Origin of the sequence: Novosphingobium sp. FKTRR1 (genome assembly GCF_020404405.1) — a bacterium.
Taxonomy (GTDB): domain Bacteria; phylum Pseudomonadota; class Alphaproteobacteria; order Sphingomonadales; family Sphingomonadaceae; genus Novosphingobium.
The window spans coordinates 49,934-64,417 of record NZ_JAIZDA010000015.1 but is presented as its reverse complement, the minus strand read 5'-3'; the positions used below and the strand labels follow the sequence as shown (position 1 = coordinate 64,417).

The window sequence follows — 14,484 nt, the reverse complement described above, 5'->3', positions numbered from 1 at the left end:
AATCACCCCCGCATCGAGCCGGTTTGCACAAACCGGCGGTGCCACGACAGTGCCTCGTCAAGCAGCACCGGGGTGTGACGCCCCCATGATTCGCGCAACGCGCGGGCGTAATAGTCGCTCAACTGGTCGCGGAACGCCGGGTGGACGCAATGCGCGATGACCTGTTCGGCCCGCTGCTTTGGCGCAAGCCCGCGCAAATCGGCCAGCCCCTGTTCGGTCACGATCACCGCCACGTCCTGATTGATATGATCGACGTGGCTGACTTGCGGCACAATCGTCGAGATCGCCCCGCCCTTGGCCGTTGATGGCGCCATGAAGATCGAGATCGAAGCATTGCGGGCAAAGTCGCCCGAGCCACCGATGCCGTTCTGAATACGCGAGCCCATCAGGTGGGTCGAGTTGACGTTGCCATAGATGTCGGCCTCGATCATGCCGTTCATCGCGATGCAGCCCAACCGCCGCACAAGTTCGGGGTGATTGCTGATTTCCTGCGGGCGCAGGATGATCCGGTCGCGAAACCGGTGCAGATCGCCGTTCAGCCGCTCCGCCGCATCGGGGCTGAGCGAGAACGCGGTAGCCGAAGCCATCGACAGCTTGCCCGCCTCAAGCAGTTCGAGCATCCCGTCCTGCAATACCTCGGTATAGGCGGTCATCGGATCGAACGGCGCGTCCATCAGCCCGTGCAGCACCGCGTTGGCGATGTTGCCCACGCCCGATTGCAACGGCAGCAAGCCTTGCGGCAGGCGCCCCATCGCAACTTCGTGGCGGAGGAATTCGATCAGATGCCCGGCAATGCCGTGCGCCGCCGCATCGGGCTCCTTGAACGGCGCGTTGCGATCGGGCGTGTCGGTCTCGACCACGGCCACGACCTTGGCCGGATCGACGCGAAAAGTCGGCTGGCCGATACGGTCTTGCGGACGCACCAGCGGGATCGGCACGCGATAGGGTGGCAAAGCGGTGCCGTAATAGATGTCGTGCATCCCTTCGAGCGCCGCATTCTGCCAGCGGTTGACCTCAAGGATCACGTGGTCCGCGCGGTCGAGCCAGGTCTTGTTGTTGCCCACCGACGATGACGGCACCACAGAGCCATCGGGCAAGATCGCGCTGACTTCGACCAGCGCCACATCCAGCGGGCCGAGGTAGCCCTGCCAGCACATCGGCGCCACTTGCGACAAGTGCATGTCGACGTATTCCATCGTCCCGGCGTTGATCTGTTCGCGCGCGATGGGATCAGAATTGTACGGCAGGCGAAAATCGATGCCGTGCGCGCGGGCCAGCGCGCCATCGAGTTCCGGACCGGTCGAAGCCCCGGTCCACACCTTGATGGCAAAGGCATCGCCGCGTGCGTGCGCCGCCTCGATCCGCCGCGCCAGCGCCTGTGGTACCGCCTTGGGATAACCGGCACCGGTGAACCCGCTCATCCCCACAGCCATGCCGGGTGCGATCAGCGCGGCGGCGGCATCGGCGTCCATCACTTTGGCGGCAAAAGCGGCGTGGGCTATACGGCTGGGCGTGGCGGGAGCAGGCATGGGGATCGGGCACCTTGTGATGGAGATCCTGGGGGGAAAGATCGGCCAGCCTCGTGCGCTCGCCGTCCTATGGTCGCAAGCTATACCCTAGTCGAATATGGACAATCTGGCGCAAGCCGCGCTGCAATCGGCAAGCTGAGGGGCCATCGCTCACGACCTAAAGAACCTTACGGTACTGCACGAAACCAGACCGGTCGGCCACCCGGTCATAGAGTTCCATCGCGGTCTTGTTGGTTTCATGTGTCAGCCAATAAACGCGCGAGCAGCCATCGGCGGCTGCCGTCGCGTAGACATGTTCGATCAGCGCACGGCCAAGGCCGAGCCCGCGTGCGGCCGGCGCGACGAACAGATCCTGCAGATAGCAATAGTTGCCGGTGGTCCAGGTCGAACGATGGCGCACCGTGTGGACGAGTCCGAGCGCCTCGCCGCCCTGCCATGCCAGCACCGCCTTCATCGGCTCGGCCGGATCGAGCAGGCGCTGCCAGGTCACTTCGGTGACTTCGGGTGCAATGCTGACCTGATAAAACTGCTGATAGCCTTGCCACAATGGCTCCCACGCCGCGCGGTCGGCTGGCGTTACCGAAAGCAATTCAAGGTGTCTGGGCAAGGGCACCTCCCGCAGTGGAAGGAAGAGACTCGAGAAACAAGGGTCAGCCGCCCCGCCCGCAGGACAGGGCGGCTGGATATCGTCAGGCTGCGACCACGCTCGCCTTGCGGATCACGCCGGGAGCGCGCGGCGGTTCGCCCTTGGGCAGCGCGTCCACGTGCTCCATGCCGCTTTCGACCTGGCCCCACACGGTGTACTGCTTGTCGAGGAAGCGGGCATCGTCAAACACGATGAAGAACTGGCTGTTGGCCGAGTTCGGCGCACTGGTACGCGCCATCGAGCACACGCCGCGCACGTGCGGCTCAGCATTGAATTCAGCCTTCAGGTCGGGCTTGGACGAACCACCCATGCCAGTGCCGTTGGGGCAGCCGCCCTGCGCCATGAAGCCGGGAATCACGCGATGGAAGGTCACGCCATCGTAAAAGCCTTCGTTGGCCAGTTCCTTGATACGCTCGACATGGCCGGGGGCCAGATCGGGGCGCAGCTTGATCACCACGTCGCCCGAATCGAGCGAGAACACCAGTTTTTCTTCAGACATTTGGGCAGGTCCATCCTTGCTGTTTCGCCCCGATATAAGCGCTTCCCCAATAAAGTCGACCGAGGGTGCCCAAGGAGGTTGCTTTTGCCGCGCCTGTCCCCCTATCCCGCACCCCATGGAGCGCCCGGCCTACCCTGACGAGATCATCCGCGCCGACGGCACGACCGGCGGCGATGAGGCTGTGACCGAAGCGCTCCTGCCCGTTCAGGCCACCGGCGGGACCGGCGATGACCCTGAAGAATTCGACGAATTCAACACGCTGAAGCCCGCGTTCATCCGCAAGGTGTGCGACGCGCTGGACGCCGACGACCGCGACACCGTCTACGATCTGGTCGAGCCGCTGCACCCGGCAGACATCGCCGACTTGTTCGAGCTGATCGGCGGCACCTATCGCGCCGATCTCGCGCGTGCGATCAACGACCTGCTCGGCAGCGAAGTGCTCGCCGAAATGAACGACTGGGTTCGCGACGAGCTGGTCGAAGAACTCGATCCCGATGAAGTCGCCGACCTTGCCGAGCAGATGGAGACGGACGACGCCGTCGCCCTGATCGAGGATCTGGACGAGGAGGACCAGCAGGCCGTCCTCGCCGAAATGGAGCCCGAGGACCGCGCCGCCATCGAGAGCGCGCTGGCCTATCCCGAAGAGACCGCCGGGCGCCTGATGAGCCGCGATTTCATCGCGGTGCCCGAACACCTGTCGGTCGGCGACCTGCTCGATTATCTGCGCCGCGACGACGACGACCTTGCCACCGAGTTCTGGGAAGTGTTCGTGGTCAATCACCTGCACCATCCGGTCGGCACCTGCCAGTTGTCGTGGCTGCTGCGCGCGCCTCCCGGCGTGGCTCTGGCCGATGTGATGAAGCGCGACCAGACGCTGATCCCGGTGACGATGGATCAGGAAGAGGTCGCGCTGCGCTTCCAGAAGTACGCGCTGATCTCGGCGGCGGTGGTCGACGAATCGGGACGGCTGGTCGGTCAGATCACCGTCGACGACGTGGTCCACATCATTCAGGAAGAGGCGAGCGAAGACATCCTGCGCCTGTCGGGCGCGGGCGAAGGCGACATCAACGAGCCGATCCTGCTGACGGTGCGCACGCGCCTGTCGTGGCTGGTGGTCAACCTTGGCACCGCGATCATCGCGTCCTCGGTGGTCGGCATGTTCCAGGGCGCGATCGCCAGATTGGCGCTGCTGGCGGTGCTGATGCCGATCGTGTCGGGCATGGGCGGCAATGCCGGAACCCAGACGCTGGCCGTCGTCGTGCGCGCCATCGCCACCAACCAGTTGACCAGTTCCAACACCGTGCGGATGGTCCTGCGCGAATTGCGCATCGCGATTGCCAACGGGCTGTCGCTGGGCCTGATGATCGGCACCGGCACGGCGCTGCTGTTCGGCAATCCGCATCTGGGTATGGTGATCGGCGCGGCGATGATCATCAACAATCTGGTGGCCGGGCTTGCCGGGATCATGGTCCCGGTCACGCTCGACCGTCTCAATGTCGATCCGGCGGTGTCCTCGGCAGTCTTCGTGACGATGGCGACCGACGTGATGGGCTTCTTCTCGTTCCTCGGCCTGGCCGTGGTCACCGGATTGGTCTGAGGGCGCGTAACCGATGCCGCTGAGCATGACCAAGGTCGCCTATGGCGCACAATCGCTTGAGGAAGTGCATGGCTGGTTCCGCAGCCGGGGCGATGTTGCGCGGCTGACCACGCGCAACCGGCCCAAGCGCGCGGACGAGATGATCGGCGGATCGGTCTACTGGATCCTGAAGCACCAGTTGGTCGCGCGCAGCGAGATACTGGGCTTTGAAGAAGCGCCCGATGGGCGGACCGAGATCGTCATCGCCACCCGGCTGATCGACGTCTACCCGCGCCCGAAGCGGGCGCATCAAGGCTGGCGCTATCTGGAAGAGGCAGATTGCCCGGCCGACCTTGCCTCGGGCGAGGAAGCCCAGCTGCTGCCATCGGACATGGCCAGCGAACTGGCGAAACTGGGGTTGGTCTGACCCGCACCGATCGGCCGTGAACTCAGCCGCGTGCGGCCAGTTCCCGCTCCCTTGCCACCACTTTGCGCAACGCGCCGGCGTACGTCGCCGGGTCTTGCGCGCCGGGGATCAGGAACTTGCCGTTGATGACCATCGCCGGAACCCCGGTGATATTCCAGTCCCACGCCTGCCGTTCCCCCGCCTCGACGATCGCGGTCAGTTCGTCGTCGGCCAGTGCCGCGGCAGCCTTGGCGCGGTCAAGCCCCGCCTGTTCGGCCACGTCGAGCAGCACTTCGGGATCGGAAACGTTGCGCCGCTGCTGGAAATGCGCGTCGAACAGCGCGTGCTTCAAGCGCACTTGCGCCTGCGCACCCAGATCGCGCAGCGCATGGACCAGCAGCTTGTGCGCGGCGCGCGTGTTCCACATCATCGCGGCGGGCGGCTCACCTGTTCCGGTGTAATCGAACGAATAGCCCGCCTGCGCCGCGATCTGGCGCAGCTTCTCGCGCCCGTCGGCGGCCTGTTCGGACGAACGGCCATACTTGCGCATAATATGGGCGCGCTGGTCCTCACCCTCGGGCGGCATGTCGGGGTTCAGTTCGAACGGGTGGAAGCGGATGGTGGCCGCAATCTCGCCATCAAGCGCAGCAAGTGCCGTTTCAAGCTGGCGCGTACCGATGACGCACCATGGGCACATCACGTCGGACCAGATGTCGATGGTCACGTTTGCAGCTTCGCTGGCGGCCACTTCGGTCATTGCTCGATCCACCATTTCAGCAGGTGATGCGCCACCGCGAAGGGCGGCGGGGCGATAAAACCGCCATCCTCCGCGCCGGACATGGCATAGACCACTTCCTCGCGGCTGAACCAGCGCGCATCGTCCAGTTCGGTCGTGTCGATGGTCAGCGTAGGGTCGTCGGCATGGGCGTGGCAGGCGATCATCAGCGAGGACGGGAACGGCCAGGGCTGGCTGGCGACATAAGTCACGTCGCGCACCCGTACCCCCGCCTCTTCATGCACTTCGCGCGCCACCGCTTCTTCGATCGATTCGCCCGGTTCGACGAACCCGGCCAGCGCTGAAAAGCGGCGCGGCGGGAAGCGCGGCTGGCGACCGAGCAGGAGGTTGCCCTCATGCTCGACCGTCATGATCGTGACCGGATCGACGCGCGGGAAATGTTCGGCCTTGCAGGTGGTGCTGGTGCACGAACGCTGCCAACCGCCCTTGGCGATCACCGTGGCGCTGCCGCAGCGTGCGCAGAAGCGGTGCCGCGCATGCCAGTCGACCAGAGCCTTGGCCCCGCCATAGGTCGCCAGATCGGCAGGGGGCAGCAGGCCCATCACCTGCCACAGGCGCGGATCGGGCGGTGCGACACTGCCCACCAGCGCCGGAGAAACCCCGGCAAAGCACGCCTTGCCTGCCGCATCCAGCCCCAGAAACACCAGTTCGGCGTCCGGATGGGCTTCGGCCAGCGAGCCCCATTCGAGGCCGCCTTCGGGCGAGATGACCGGGGCCAGCCCGTCAAGCTTGAGCAACCGCGCCCGCCAGTCGGTCAGGGCGGCAAGCTTCACGGCATCGCCCCGGATATGGTCGGCCCGGTCGATCGGCGAGCCTGCAAAGGCGATGGTCGTGGCGGTCATGCTGCCTTCTTGATCCCCGTCTTGGTCACATCGGCCAGCAGCGCCTTGGTGAAATCGCTTTGCACCGGCAACGCGCCCGAGGGCATGTACTGCACATAGATGCCCGCGCGCAGCGACGTGCGATAGTTGATGAAGCCGACCGTGCCCGCCGCGCCCGACCAGCCGTAAGTACCCGCATCTTCGCCCAGACCAACGCGTCCGCCCGCACCAAAGCCTGTTTTCGGACCCCAGATGCGGGTTGTATCGGTGCCCTCGGGCAACAGGTCGCTCGTCCCCAGACGTACCGCAGCCTCGTTCATCACGCGCCGACCGTTGAGTGCACCGTTGCCCAGCAGCATGGCCAGAAAGCGGTCATAATCGCGCGGCGAAGTGACGATACCGGCGCCGCCATAGGGGTAGGCGGGCTTATCGAGATAGATCGACTTTGCCGCCGGATCGATCGGCACCAGCGCGCCGTTGACAATGCCATAGTTGGTGGTCAGCCGCTCTGCCTGCGAAGCGGGTACCTGGAAGCCGGTGCTGGTCATTCCACACGGATCGAACAGCCGCTCTTGCAGGAAGGCGTCGAACGGCTTGCCCGACACCACCTCGATCACCCGGCCCAGCAGATCGAGGCTGACCGAATAGGACCAAACCGTGCCCGGATCATACAACAGCGGCTGTTCGGCCAGCTTGTCGGCAAATTCGGCGAGGCTGGGCAGCGGGTGCGGCACCGACAGACCCGGGATGGCACTGTGGCTGACTTGTGCCGGGACCAATCCTGCCGCCTCATAGGCGTCCTTGATCGGCCCCTTTTGCATGATCGTGTAGCCTAGCCCGGCGGTATGCGTCAGCAAGTGCCGGATGGTGATCGGGCCCTTGGCCGGCCGCAAATCGGTGATCGAGCCATCGGGCGTCACCTGAACCTGCATCTTGGCGTACTTCGGCAGGATATCAGCCAGTGGCTGGTCCAGCCGAAGCTTGCCTTCATCGATCAGGATCATCGCGGCCATGCCGGTGACCGGTTTGGTCATCGAATAGACGCGGTAAAGACTGTCGATGGTGGCAGGCAGAGTTTCACCCTTGGTCAGCACGCCGCGCGCGATTGCCAGCGGCACGTCCTGCCCGCGCCCGACCAGCGCGACCACGCCGGGCAACGTGCCCTTGGCGACATAGCCTTCGACCAGCGCGGTCAGCGCGGGATAGGCCGCTTCGCCCGGCGGCAGCGCTGCCCATGCCGCGCGCGGAAACACCGCACCTGCGCCCAGACCAGCCCCCGCCAGAGCTGCGCCACGCAAAAACGAACGCCGCGAAAACGCGTGGAAATCCTGCTCGTTCATCACCGTTTCAACACCCATCCGCCAAAGTTTCGCCCGTTGGCCGGTTTTTGTCCTCACCATCCTGCCCGGCCAGCGCCAATCGCGCCGCCTTGGCAAAGACCGTAGGCAAACCGGCCTGTTCGATCCGGTCGAGCGGCCAGAATTCTCCCGCCGCCTCCAGTTCCGGCGGCAAAGTAATCGTTTCGGGCCAATCGCCAAGCATCAATTGCAATTCGAGATCGAAATGGGTGAAACTGTGCCTCACGACGCCGCCTGCCGTCCAGTTGCCGGGCGCTGGCGGGAGGCCGTGCCCATCGGCGCGCGCGATCCAGCCATCGTCGGGCAGCGCGCGCATGCCACCCAGCATGCCCTTTCCCGCGCGCGTGACGAGCAGCACCGCCCCATCACGCTCGATCCAGAAAGCGCGGCCCTGTCGCACCGGCTTGGCCTTTTTCACGGCCTTGACCGGCAAGCGCTCGGGATTGCCTTGCGCCGCTGCACGACATGCAGGGCGCAACGGACAGAGCAGGCAGCGCGGAGCCTTGACGCTGCACAGGCTGGCGCCAAGGTCCATCATCGCCTGTGCGAAGTCTCCCGCGCGCTGGTCGGGGGTTATGCTGTCGGTCGCCGCGCGCAAGGCAGGCCGCGCACCGGGCAGCGGCGTGTCGATGGCGAACAGCCGCGCCACCACCCGCTCGACATTGGCATCGACCACCACCGCGCGGCGGCCGAACGCGATCGCCGCCACCGCCGCGGCGGTATAGGCGCCAAGGCCGGGCAGGTTGCGCAACTCCTCCTCGGTATCGGGAAAGGCTCCGAGCCGAGCCACTTCGCGCGCGCAAGCCAGCAGGTTGCGCGCGCGCGCATAATAGCCAAGCCCGGCCCATGCCGCCATGACATCGGCGTCGTCGGCAGCGGCCAGATCCGCTACAGTCGGCCAGCGTTCGGTAAAGCGCGCAAAATAGGGTCCGACCGCCGCAACGGTGGTCTGTTGCAGCATCACTTCGGACAGCCAAACGCGATAGGGATCGGGCAAAGGCGCATTGGCCGAAGATCCCGCCCTGGTTCCCGGCGGGCAGCGCCATGGCAGGCTGCGCGCGTTGACATCGTACCACGCCAGCAGCGCCGCCGCGATGTCTCGCTCTTCAGGCAAAGCGGAAAAGGCGGGGTTTTGGACGGGGTTGCCACTGGTCTGCATGACGTCGCTATGGCATGGGACGCAGCCATATGGAACGTGAACGCAAGGGTCCGGCGGCAGGGCGCGTCTGGGAACGGCCACGGGGCGGTGAGGCGAAGGCCATTGCCGACCTGATGCCGCAGATCGGGCGTACCGCCTTCCGCCGGTTCGGCTTCGTGCAGTCAAGCGTGGTCACCCGCTGGCCCGAGATCGTGGGCGCCCGCCATGCCCGGCACTGCACCCCCGAATCGATCCGCTTCCCCCCCGGTGAAAAGTCGGAAGGCATCCTGCAACTTGTAGTGACGCCGGCCCATGCTCCCTTGATCAGCCACGTAGTGCCCGAGATCATCGAACGGGTTAACCGCTTCTTCGGCTATCGCGCAGTGGCCCGCGTCAAGCTGCGGCAAGGCGCCGTTCAGGCACCGGCAGGCACAGCCGCGCTTGAGACTACCCGCGCCGCACCGCCTTCGCTCAAGCCGATCCCGATGGAACTGGGCGACAGCTTGCGCGATATCGGCGATCCCGAGCTACGCACCGTGCTCGAATCGCTGGCGCGCAGCTTGGGCGAAGTGAATGCGCAAGCCGCCGCAGCGGCGACAGGCAAAAACAGGGACAAAAGCAAGTGAGGCACCGCGTGTTGAAGGTCTTGACCACGATCATCGCCGCATTGGCTGGCGTCGGCCTGCTCACCGCGGCAGCCCCGGCGCGCAAGCCCCTGGCGCCCAAGCCCGCAGCGCGCGTCGTCGCCAGCGGCGGGTGGGGCGCCAAAGTCACGCGGACCCCGCAGGACAGCTATATCCTTGGCAACCCTGCCGCACCGGTCCGGCTGATCACTTACATCAGCTACACCTGCCCGCACTGCGCCGAATTCGACAAGGAATCCGAAGTTCCGCTCAAGGTCGGCATGATCGATACCGGCAAGGGCGCGCTTGAGGTGCGACCGTTCCTGCGCAACGCGATCGACGTTGTCGCCACCTTGCTCGCCGAATGCGGCCCGCCCGAGAAATTTCTGGGCAACCACCTGATGTTGCTGCGCCGACAGGACGAATGGACCGCCCCGGCGATGTCCATGAACGAAGCGCAGAAGGCGCGCTGGTCCAACCCCGACTTCGCCACGCGCATGCGCGCCATCGCCAGCGACCTGAAGCTGTATGACCTGATGGAGGCACGCGGTTACGGCCGCCCCGAACTCGACCGCTGTCTCGCCGATCGGGCGCTGGCTGAACGCGCCACCCGGCACACGCAGGACGCGGTCGAAAAGGATTTCGTGCGCGGCACCCCGGCCTTCGTGCTCAACGGCGTGCCGCTGGCCGGAACCGCCAATTGGGCCGGGCTCAAGCCACAGCTTGAAGCGCGCCTGCACTGAGCGTAGCTCCGGTCCACGATCCCATTATACCAAACCCTGTTCCCAGTCTTATCCGGTCGCCTTCATGACCGGCCAGCAAACGGAAAGCCCGACCGACGATGACCCGCGCCCGTAACCGCCTTGCGCTGCTGCTTGCCCTGCCTCTTGCGTTCACGCTCTCGCTGGGCCTTGGCGCCTGCGGCAAGAAGGATGACGCCGCTTCCGTCGCCGATGCTGCGCCGCTGGCCGCCGTCGCTCCGCCTGCGGGCAAGGCCTGGGCAGACGTGGTCACACAGACGCCCGAGGGCGGTTACCTGATGGGTAATCCCAACGCCCCGCTCAAGCTGATCGAATACGGTTCGCTCACCTGTCCGCACTGTGCCGAGTTTTCGGAAAAGGGCCTGCCGACGTTGCGCGACACTTATGTCGCCAGCGGGCGCGTCAGCCTCGAATTCCGTAACTTCGTGCGCGACAAGTACGACACCACGATGGCCATGCTGACGCGGTGCAGCAGCCCCGACGCCTTCTATGGGCTGACCGAACAGGTCTATGCGAACCAGAAGGATATCTTCGCCGGTCTCGAAGCGCTGGGCAAGGATCCGTCGATCGCCACCCTGTCCGAGGACAAGCTGTTCCCGGTGATCGGTGCAAGGGGCGGGCTGGTCGATTTCTTCGCCGCGCGCGGGGTGGCCAAGGATCAGGCGCTGCAGTGCCTGGCCAACACCAAGACCGCCACGACGCTGGCCGAAGGCGTGCAGAAGGCTACCGACCAGTACCAGATCACCGGCACGCCCTCGTTCATCCTCAACGGCCGCAACCTTGACGTGGCAACCTGGGAACAGCTCGAGCCGATCCTCAAGCGCGCGGGCGCGCGCTGATCCAGCCGGGCTGAGGCGCCATGACCGAGGGGGGTGGCGACAGGGTGGCGATGCAGTTCCGACGGCTCAAGCTGTCGGGCTTCAAAAGCTTTGTCGAACCCGCCGAACTGCACATCGCGCCGGGCCTGACCGGCGTGGTCGGCCCCAACGGCTGCGGCAAGTCCAACCTGCTCGAAGCGATCCGCTGGGTCATGGGCGAAAGCTCGGCGCGATCCTTGCGCGGCGGCGGGATGGAGGACGTGATCTTTGCCGGCACCGCCAGCCGCCCGGCGCGCGCCTTTGCCGAAGTCACGCTGACCTGCGAGACCGACCCGCAAGGACCATGGGCCGGTGAACTGGAAGTCGTCCGCCGGATCGAGCGCGGCGCGGGCAGCGCCTATCGCCTCAACGGCAAGGATGTGCGCGCGCGCGACGTGGCGCTGGTCTTTGCCGATGCTGCCACCGGGGCGCACAGCCCGGCACTGGTCAGCCAAGGCCGCATTGCTGCGGTCATCGCCGCCAAGCCCGCTGAACGGCGGATGATGCTCGAAGAAGCGGCGGGCATCGCCGGGTTGCATGTGCGGCGTCGCGATGCCGAAAATCGCCTGCGCGCCACCGAGGCCAACCTTGCGCGGCTGGTCGACCTGCTGGGCGGGCTGGAAAGCCAGATCACCACTCTGCGCCGTCAGGCGCGCGCGGCCGAACGCTATCGCGCCGTGGCAGACAAGATCAAGGTCGCCGAGGCGCGACTGATCTTTGCCCGCTGGCGCGATGCCGCCGCCGCCGCCGATGCCGCTCGCGCCGAGGCGCAGGCAGCCGAAGCCGCCGTGACCGAAGCTCAAGGCGCCGCAAACGCCGCTCAAGCGGCGCAGCATCACGCGCAAGCGGCGCTGAGCGAAGCGCGCGAAGTGCAATTCGATCGCAGGCAGGATGCCGCCGCACTCGACCAGCGGCTGGCCGGGCTGACCGCGCAACTCGAAGGGGCAGAACAGCGCCTCGCGGACATCGACCGGCAAGTGCAGCGCATCGCCGCCGACCGCGCACAGGCCGACCGGCTGACGACCGATGCGGCCAGCGCGCTCGCCCGGCTGGAAGGTGATCTGGGCAGCGCCGAGCAGGCGCTGGCAGAGGCGGCAGCCCGCCGTCCCGCGCTCGTCACCGCCCAAGACGCCGCCGATCAGGCAGCGCGCGCTGCCGAACTGGCACTGGCGCAAAAGGTGGCCGAACAGGCCGGAGCCGACGCCGAATGGCGTGTGGCCGAAGCGGCCGTCGCCGCTGCACGCAACCGCGTCGCCCGGTTCGAGGCCGACACCCAGCGCCTTGCCGGGCAGACCGCAGCGCTTGGCCGCGAACCCGACCCGACGGTGCAGATCGCTGCTGCCCAAGCTGCCCAAACCGCAGCCGCGCAGGCGCTCGCCGCTGCGCAATCCTCGCGCGATGCCCTGACCGTAGAGCGCGAGGAACTGACCCGCGCGCGCGACAGCGCCGCCAACACGCTCGCCACAGCCCGCGCCGACCTTGCCGGTGTGGAGCGTGAGGCCGAGGCGCTTGCCCGCGACAAGGCCGCGCGCGAGCGGGCCGCGGCGGCAAAGGGCCAGCGCCCAGGCGCCATCGCCAGCACCCGCATCGCCCCGGGCTGGGAACGGGCGCTTGCCGCCGTGCTGGGGCGCGATGCGGCAGCACCGGTCGGTCCCCTGCCCGATGGCGTTGAGGGGCGCTTCTGGACCGGCGCCACGGCGCCTGCCCCGCTCGCCGATTCGCTGGCGCATCATGTCAGCGCTTGCGCGCCAGAACTGACCGCGCGGCTGGCGCTGGTGCGAGTTGCGGCAGAGGACAGCGGGCAAGCGCTGGAGCCCGGCGAATGGCTGGTAACACCGGCTGGACACTTGCGCCGCTGGGATGGGTTCGTCGCGCGCGGTGAGGGTGCCGCCGAAGCGGCCATGCTTGAGGCTGAGAACCGCCTGACCGAACTCGAAGCGCTGTTGCCGCCCCGCCGCGCCACCATGGCCGCAGCACAAGCGGCAGACGAGGCCGCCCGCACCGGACTGGCGCGCGTGCAGGCCGAGCTGGCCGAAGCGGAGCGTGCGCTGGCCAGCGCTGCCGAAGCCGAACGCACCGCGCTGCGCTCGCTCGATGCCGCCCAGGCCGCCCTTACCCGGCGGCAGTCGCGCGAGGCCGAACTGGCGCGGGCCAGTGCCGATCTTGCCGAGCAGCGTGACGTTGCGACCGCAGAACTGCGTGAGGCCGAGGAACGCCGCGCCGCACTGCCCGATCCGGCGATCGGTCGCGCGCAAGGCGAAGCCACGCGCGCCCACAACGCTGCCGCGCGCAGCACGCACCAATCGGCCATCGCCATGCTGGCGGCGCAGGACCAGACGATCGCGGTCGGGCGCGAGCGGCTCGCTTCGCTGAAAAGCGATATCCGCAGTTGGCAATCGCGCGCTGGGGAGGCGGCCCGACGGCTCGCCGAGATGGCCAACCGCGCCGCAGAACTGGACGAAGAACGCGCGGTGATCGCCGCCAAACCCGAGGGCTTGCGCACCGAGCTTTCCGAAGCACGCGCCATCCGCGAGAGGATCGGCCGCGATCTGGCCACCGCTGACGCCACGATGGCAGGCGCCGAAGCTGCCGCGCGGGCTGCCGAGGCGGGCCTTGCCCACGCCGCCGAACGCCTTGCCAGCGCGCGCGAAGCGCGCGCTGGTGCCGCCGCCCGAGCCGAAGCAGAGGATCAGCGCCGTCAGGAAATGGCTGTGATGGCGGGCGAGCGCTTTCAGTGTCCGCCGCCGTTGCTGCCCGGCCGGCTTGGCTTTACCGCCGCAGAAGTCGGCAGCGCGGCGCACGAATCCGCCGAACATGACAGACTGGTCGCCGAGCGCGAGCGGATCGGCGCGGTCAATCTGGTTGCCGCCGACGAACTGGCCGAAGTGGAAGGGACGCTGGCCAAAAGTCTGGCCGATCAAGCCGAACTGACCGAAGCGGTCAATCGGTTGCGCGGCTCGATCGGCAACCTCAACCGTGAAGGGCGCGAACGGTTGCGCGCCGCTTTCAACGCCGTCGATGGCCATTTCCGCCGCCTGTTCACCCGCCTGTTCGCCGGGGGTGAAGCGCATCTGGCGCTGGTCGACAGCGACGATCCGCTTGAAGCGGGCCTTGAAATCTTTGCCCAGCCGCCGGGCAAGCGGCTGCAATCGCTGACGCTGCTGTCGGGCGGGGAGCAGGCGCTGACCGCCGTGGCGCTGATCTTCGCGCTGTTCCTGACCAACCCCGCCCCGATCTGCGTGCTCGACGAAGTGGACGCGCCGTTGGATGACGCCAACGTCGAACGCTTCTGCGACATGCTCGATGCGATGGTCGGCGAAACCAGGACTCGCTACCTGATCGTCACCCACAACGCCGTGACGATGAGCCGGATGCACCGCCTGTTCGGTGTAACGATGGTCGAAAAGGGCGTTTCGCGGCTGGTCAGCGTGGATCTTGGCGGCGCAGAGGCACTGCTGGCGACAGCAGGCTGAC

General features: G+C 66.8%; 13 protein-coding genes. 6 read left to right on the top strand and 7 right to left on the bottom strand.

Annotated features, from left to right (window positions below; genetic code table 11):
* Window positions 1-2: 2 nt before the first annotated feature.
* The 3 genes from LDN95_RS14635 to LDN95_RS14625 all read right to left on the bottom strand — a co-directional run bounded on the left by LDN95_RS14635 (window position 3) and on the right by LDN95_RS14625 (window position 2,674).
* Window positions 3-1,529 carry an acetyl-CoA hydrolase/transferase family protein gene (locus tag LDN95_RS14635; protein WP_226018331.1) on the bottom strand — a complete coding sequence of 509 codons (1,527 nt, stop codon included), beginning with the start codon at window positions 1,527-1,529 and terminating at the stop codon, window positions 3-5.
* Window positions 1,530-1,686: 157 nt separating this feature from the next.
* The gene (locus LDN95_RS14630) at window positions 1,687-2,136 is read right to left on the bottom strand and encodes a GNAT family N-acetyltransferase (RefSeq protein ID WP_226018330.1); all 450 of its coding nucleotides are present in this window, start codon (window positions 2,134-2,136) and stop codon (window positions 1,687-1,689) included.
* A gap of 82 nt (window positions 2,137-2,218) precedes the next feature.
* A complete protein-coding gene (locus tag LDN95_RS14625; RefSeq protein ID WP_226018329.1) occupies window positions 2,219-2,674 on the bottom strand; it encodes a peptidylprolyl isomerase in 456 nt (151 codons plus the stop codon).
* 115 nt (window positions 2,675-2,789) lie between these two features.
* On the opposite strand from LDN95_RS14625, the gene mgtE reads away from it, so the two are divergent.
* Both mgtE and LDN95_RS14615 read left to right on the top strand, forming a co-directional pair.
* A complete protein-coding gene (mgtE, locus tag LDN95_RS14620; protein ID WP_226018328.1) occupies window positions 2,790-4,271 on the top strand; it encodes a magnesium transporter in 1,482 nt (493 codons plus the stop codon).
* A gap of 13 nt (window positions 4,272-4,284) precedes the next feature.
* On the top strand, window positions 4,285-4,677 hold the full coding sequence (locus LDN95_RS14615) for a DUF1489 domain-containing protein (protein WP_226018327.1): 393 nt from the start codon (window positions 4,285-4,287) through the stop codon (window positions 4,675-4,677).
* Between the two features lie 22 nt (window positions 4,678-4,699).
* Here the strand turns inward: LDN95_RS14615 and LDN95_RS14610 are convergent, their stop codons facing one another.
* From LDN95_RS14610 to LDN95_RS14595, 4 genes are read right to left on the bottom strand one after another with little or no spacing between them, the layout of a single operon-like run.
* Window positions 4,700-5,413 (bottom strand): DsbA family oxidoreductase, encoded by a 714-nt coding sequence (locus LDN95_RS14610; protein WP_226018326.1) that lies wholly within the window; start codon window positions 5,411-5,413, stop codon window positions 4,700-4,702.
* A complete protein-coding gene (nudC, locus tag LDN95_RS14605; protein WP_226018325.1) occupies window positions 5,410-6,294 on the bottom strand; it encodes an NAD(+) diphosphatase in 885 nt (294 codons plus the stop codon). Before nudC ends, LDN95_RS14610 begins: the two co-directional genes overlap by 4 nt.
* Entirely contained in the window at window positions 6,291-7,631 is a 1,341-nt protein-coding gene (locus tag LDN95_RS14600) for a serine hydrolase (RefSeq protein WP_226018324.1), read from the bottom strand. The genes nudC and LDN95_RS14600 overlap by 4 nt, the downstream gene beginning before the upstream one ends.
* Window positions 7,621-8,790 (bottom strand): A/G-specific adenine glycosylase, encoded by a 1,170-nt coding sequence (locus LDN95_RS14595; RefSeq protein ID WP_226018323.1) that lies wholly within the window; start codon window positions 8,788-8,790, stop codon window positions 7,621-7,623. Before LDN95_RS14595 ends, LDN95_RS14600 begins: the two co-directional genes overlap by 11 nt.
* A 14-nt stretch (window positions 8,791-8,804) precedes the next feature.
* Between LDN95_RS14595 and LDN95_RS14590 the strand changes: the two genes are divergently transcribed.
* The 4 genes from LDN95_RS14590 to LDN95_RS14575 all read left to right on the top strand — a co-directional run bounded on the left by LDN95_RS14590 (window position 8,805) and on the right by LDN95_RS14575 (window position 14,483).
* Entirely contained in the window at window positions 8,805-9,395 is a 591-nt protein-coding gene (locus LDN95_RS14590; protein WP_370631694.1) for a DUF721 domain-containing protein, read from the top strand.
* Window positions 9,396-9,403: 8 nt separating this feature from the next.
* The gene (locus tag LDN95_RS14585; RefSeq protein WP_226018321.1) at window positions 9,404-10,135 is read left to right on the top strand and encodes a thioredoxin domain-containing protein; all 732 of its coding nucleotides are present in this window, start codon (window positions 9,404-9,406) and stop codon (window positions 10,133-10,135) included.
* A 98-nt stretch (window positions 10,136-10,233) separates the two neighbouring features.
* Window positions 10,234-10,992 (top strand): thioredoxin domain-containing protein, encoded by a 759-nt coding sequence (locus LDN95_RS14580; protein WP_226018320.1) that lies wholly within the window; start codon window positions 10,234-10,236, stop codon window positions 10,990-10,992.
* Window positions 10,993-11,042: 50 nt separating this feature from the next.
* Window positions 11,043-14,483 carry a chromosome segregation SMC family protein gene (locus LDN95_RS14575; RefSeq protein WP_226018384.1) on the top strand — a complete coding sequence of 1,147 codons (3,441 nt, stop codon included), beginning with the start codon at window positions 11,043-11,045 and terminating at the stop codon, window positions 14,481-14,483.
* Window position 14,484 lies beyond the last annotated feature (1 nt).

What these genes read in the sequence shown, in the direction of transcription:
- LDN95_RS14590 (WP_370631694.1), top strand. Translation starts at nt 8,805, where the DNA reads ATGGGACGCAGCCATATGGAACGTGAACGCAAGGGTCCGGCGGCAGGG.
- LDN95_RS14600 (WP_226018324.1), bottom strand. Translation starts at nt 7,631, where the DNA reads ATGGGTGTTGAAACGGTGATGAACGAGCAGGATTTCCACGCGTTTTCG.
- LDN95_RS14635 (WP_226018331.1), bottom strand. Translation starts at nt 1,529, where the DNA reads ATGCCTGCTCCCGCCACGCCCAGCCGTATAGCCCACGCCGCTTTTGCC.
- mgtE (WP_226018328.1), top strand. Translation starts at nt 2,790, where the DNA reads ATGGAGCGCCCGGCCTACCCTGACGAGATCATCCGCGCCGACGGCACG.
- LDN95_RS14580 (WP_226018320.1), top strand. Translation starts at nt 10,234, where the DNA reads ATGACCCGCGCCCGTAACCGCCTTGCGCTGCTGCTTGCCCTGCCTCTT.
- LDN95_RS14575 (WP_226018384.1), top strand. Translation starts at nt 11,043, where the DNA reads ATGCAGTTCCGACGGCTCAAGCTGTCGGGCTTCAAAAGCTTTGTCGAA.
- LDN95_RS14610 (WP_226018326.1), bottom strand. Translation starts at nt 5,413, where the DNA reads ATGACCGAAGTGGCCGCCAGCGAAGCTGCAAACGTGACCATCGACATC.
- LDN95_RS14625 (WP_226018329.1), bottom strand. Translation starts at nt 2,674, where the DNA reads ATGTCTGAAGAAAAACTGGTGTTCTCGCTCGATTCGGGCGACGTGGTG.
- LDN95_RS14595 (WP_226018323.1), bottom strand. Translation starts at nt 8,790, where the DNA reads ATGCAGACCAGTGGCAACCCCGTCCAAAACCCCGCCTTTTCCGCTTTG.
- nudC (WP_226018325.1), bottom strand. Translation starts at nt 6,294, where the DNA reads ATGACCGCCACGACCATCGCCTTTGCAGGCTCGCCGATCGACCGGGCC.
- LDN95_RS14615 (WP_226018327.1), top strand. Translation starts at nt 4,285, where the DNA reads ATGCCGCTGAGCATGACCAAGGTCGCCTATGGCGCACAATCGCTTGAG.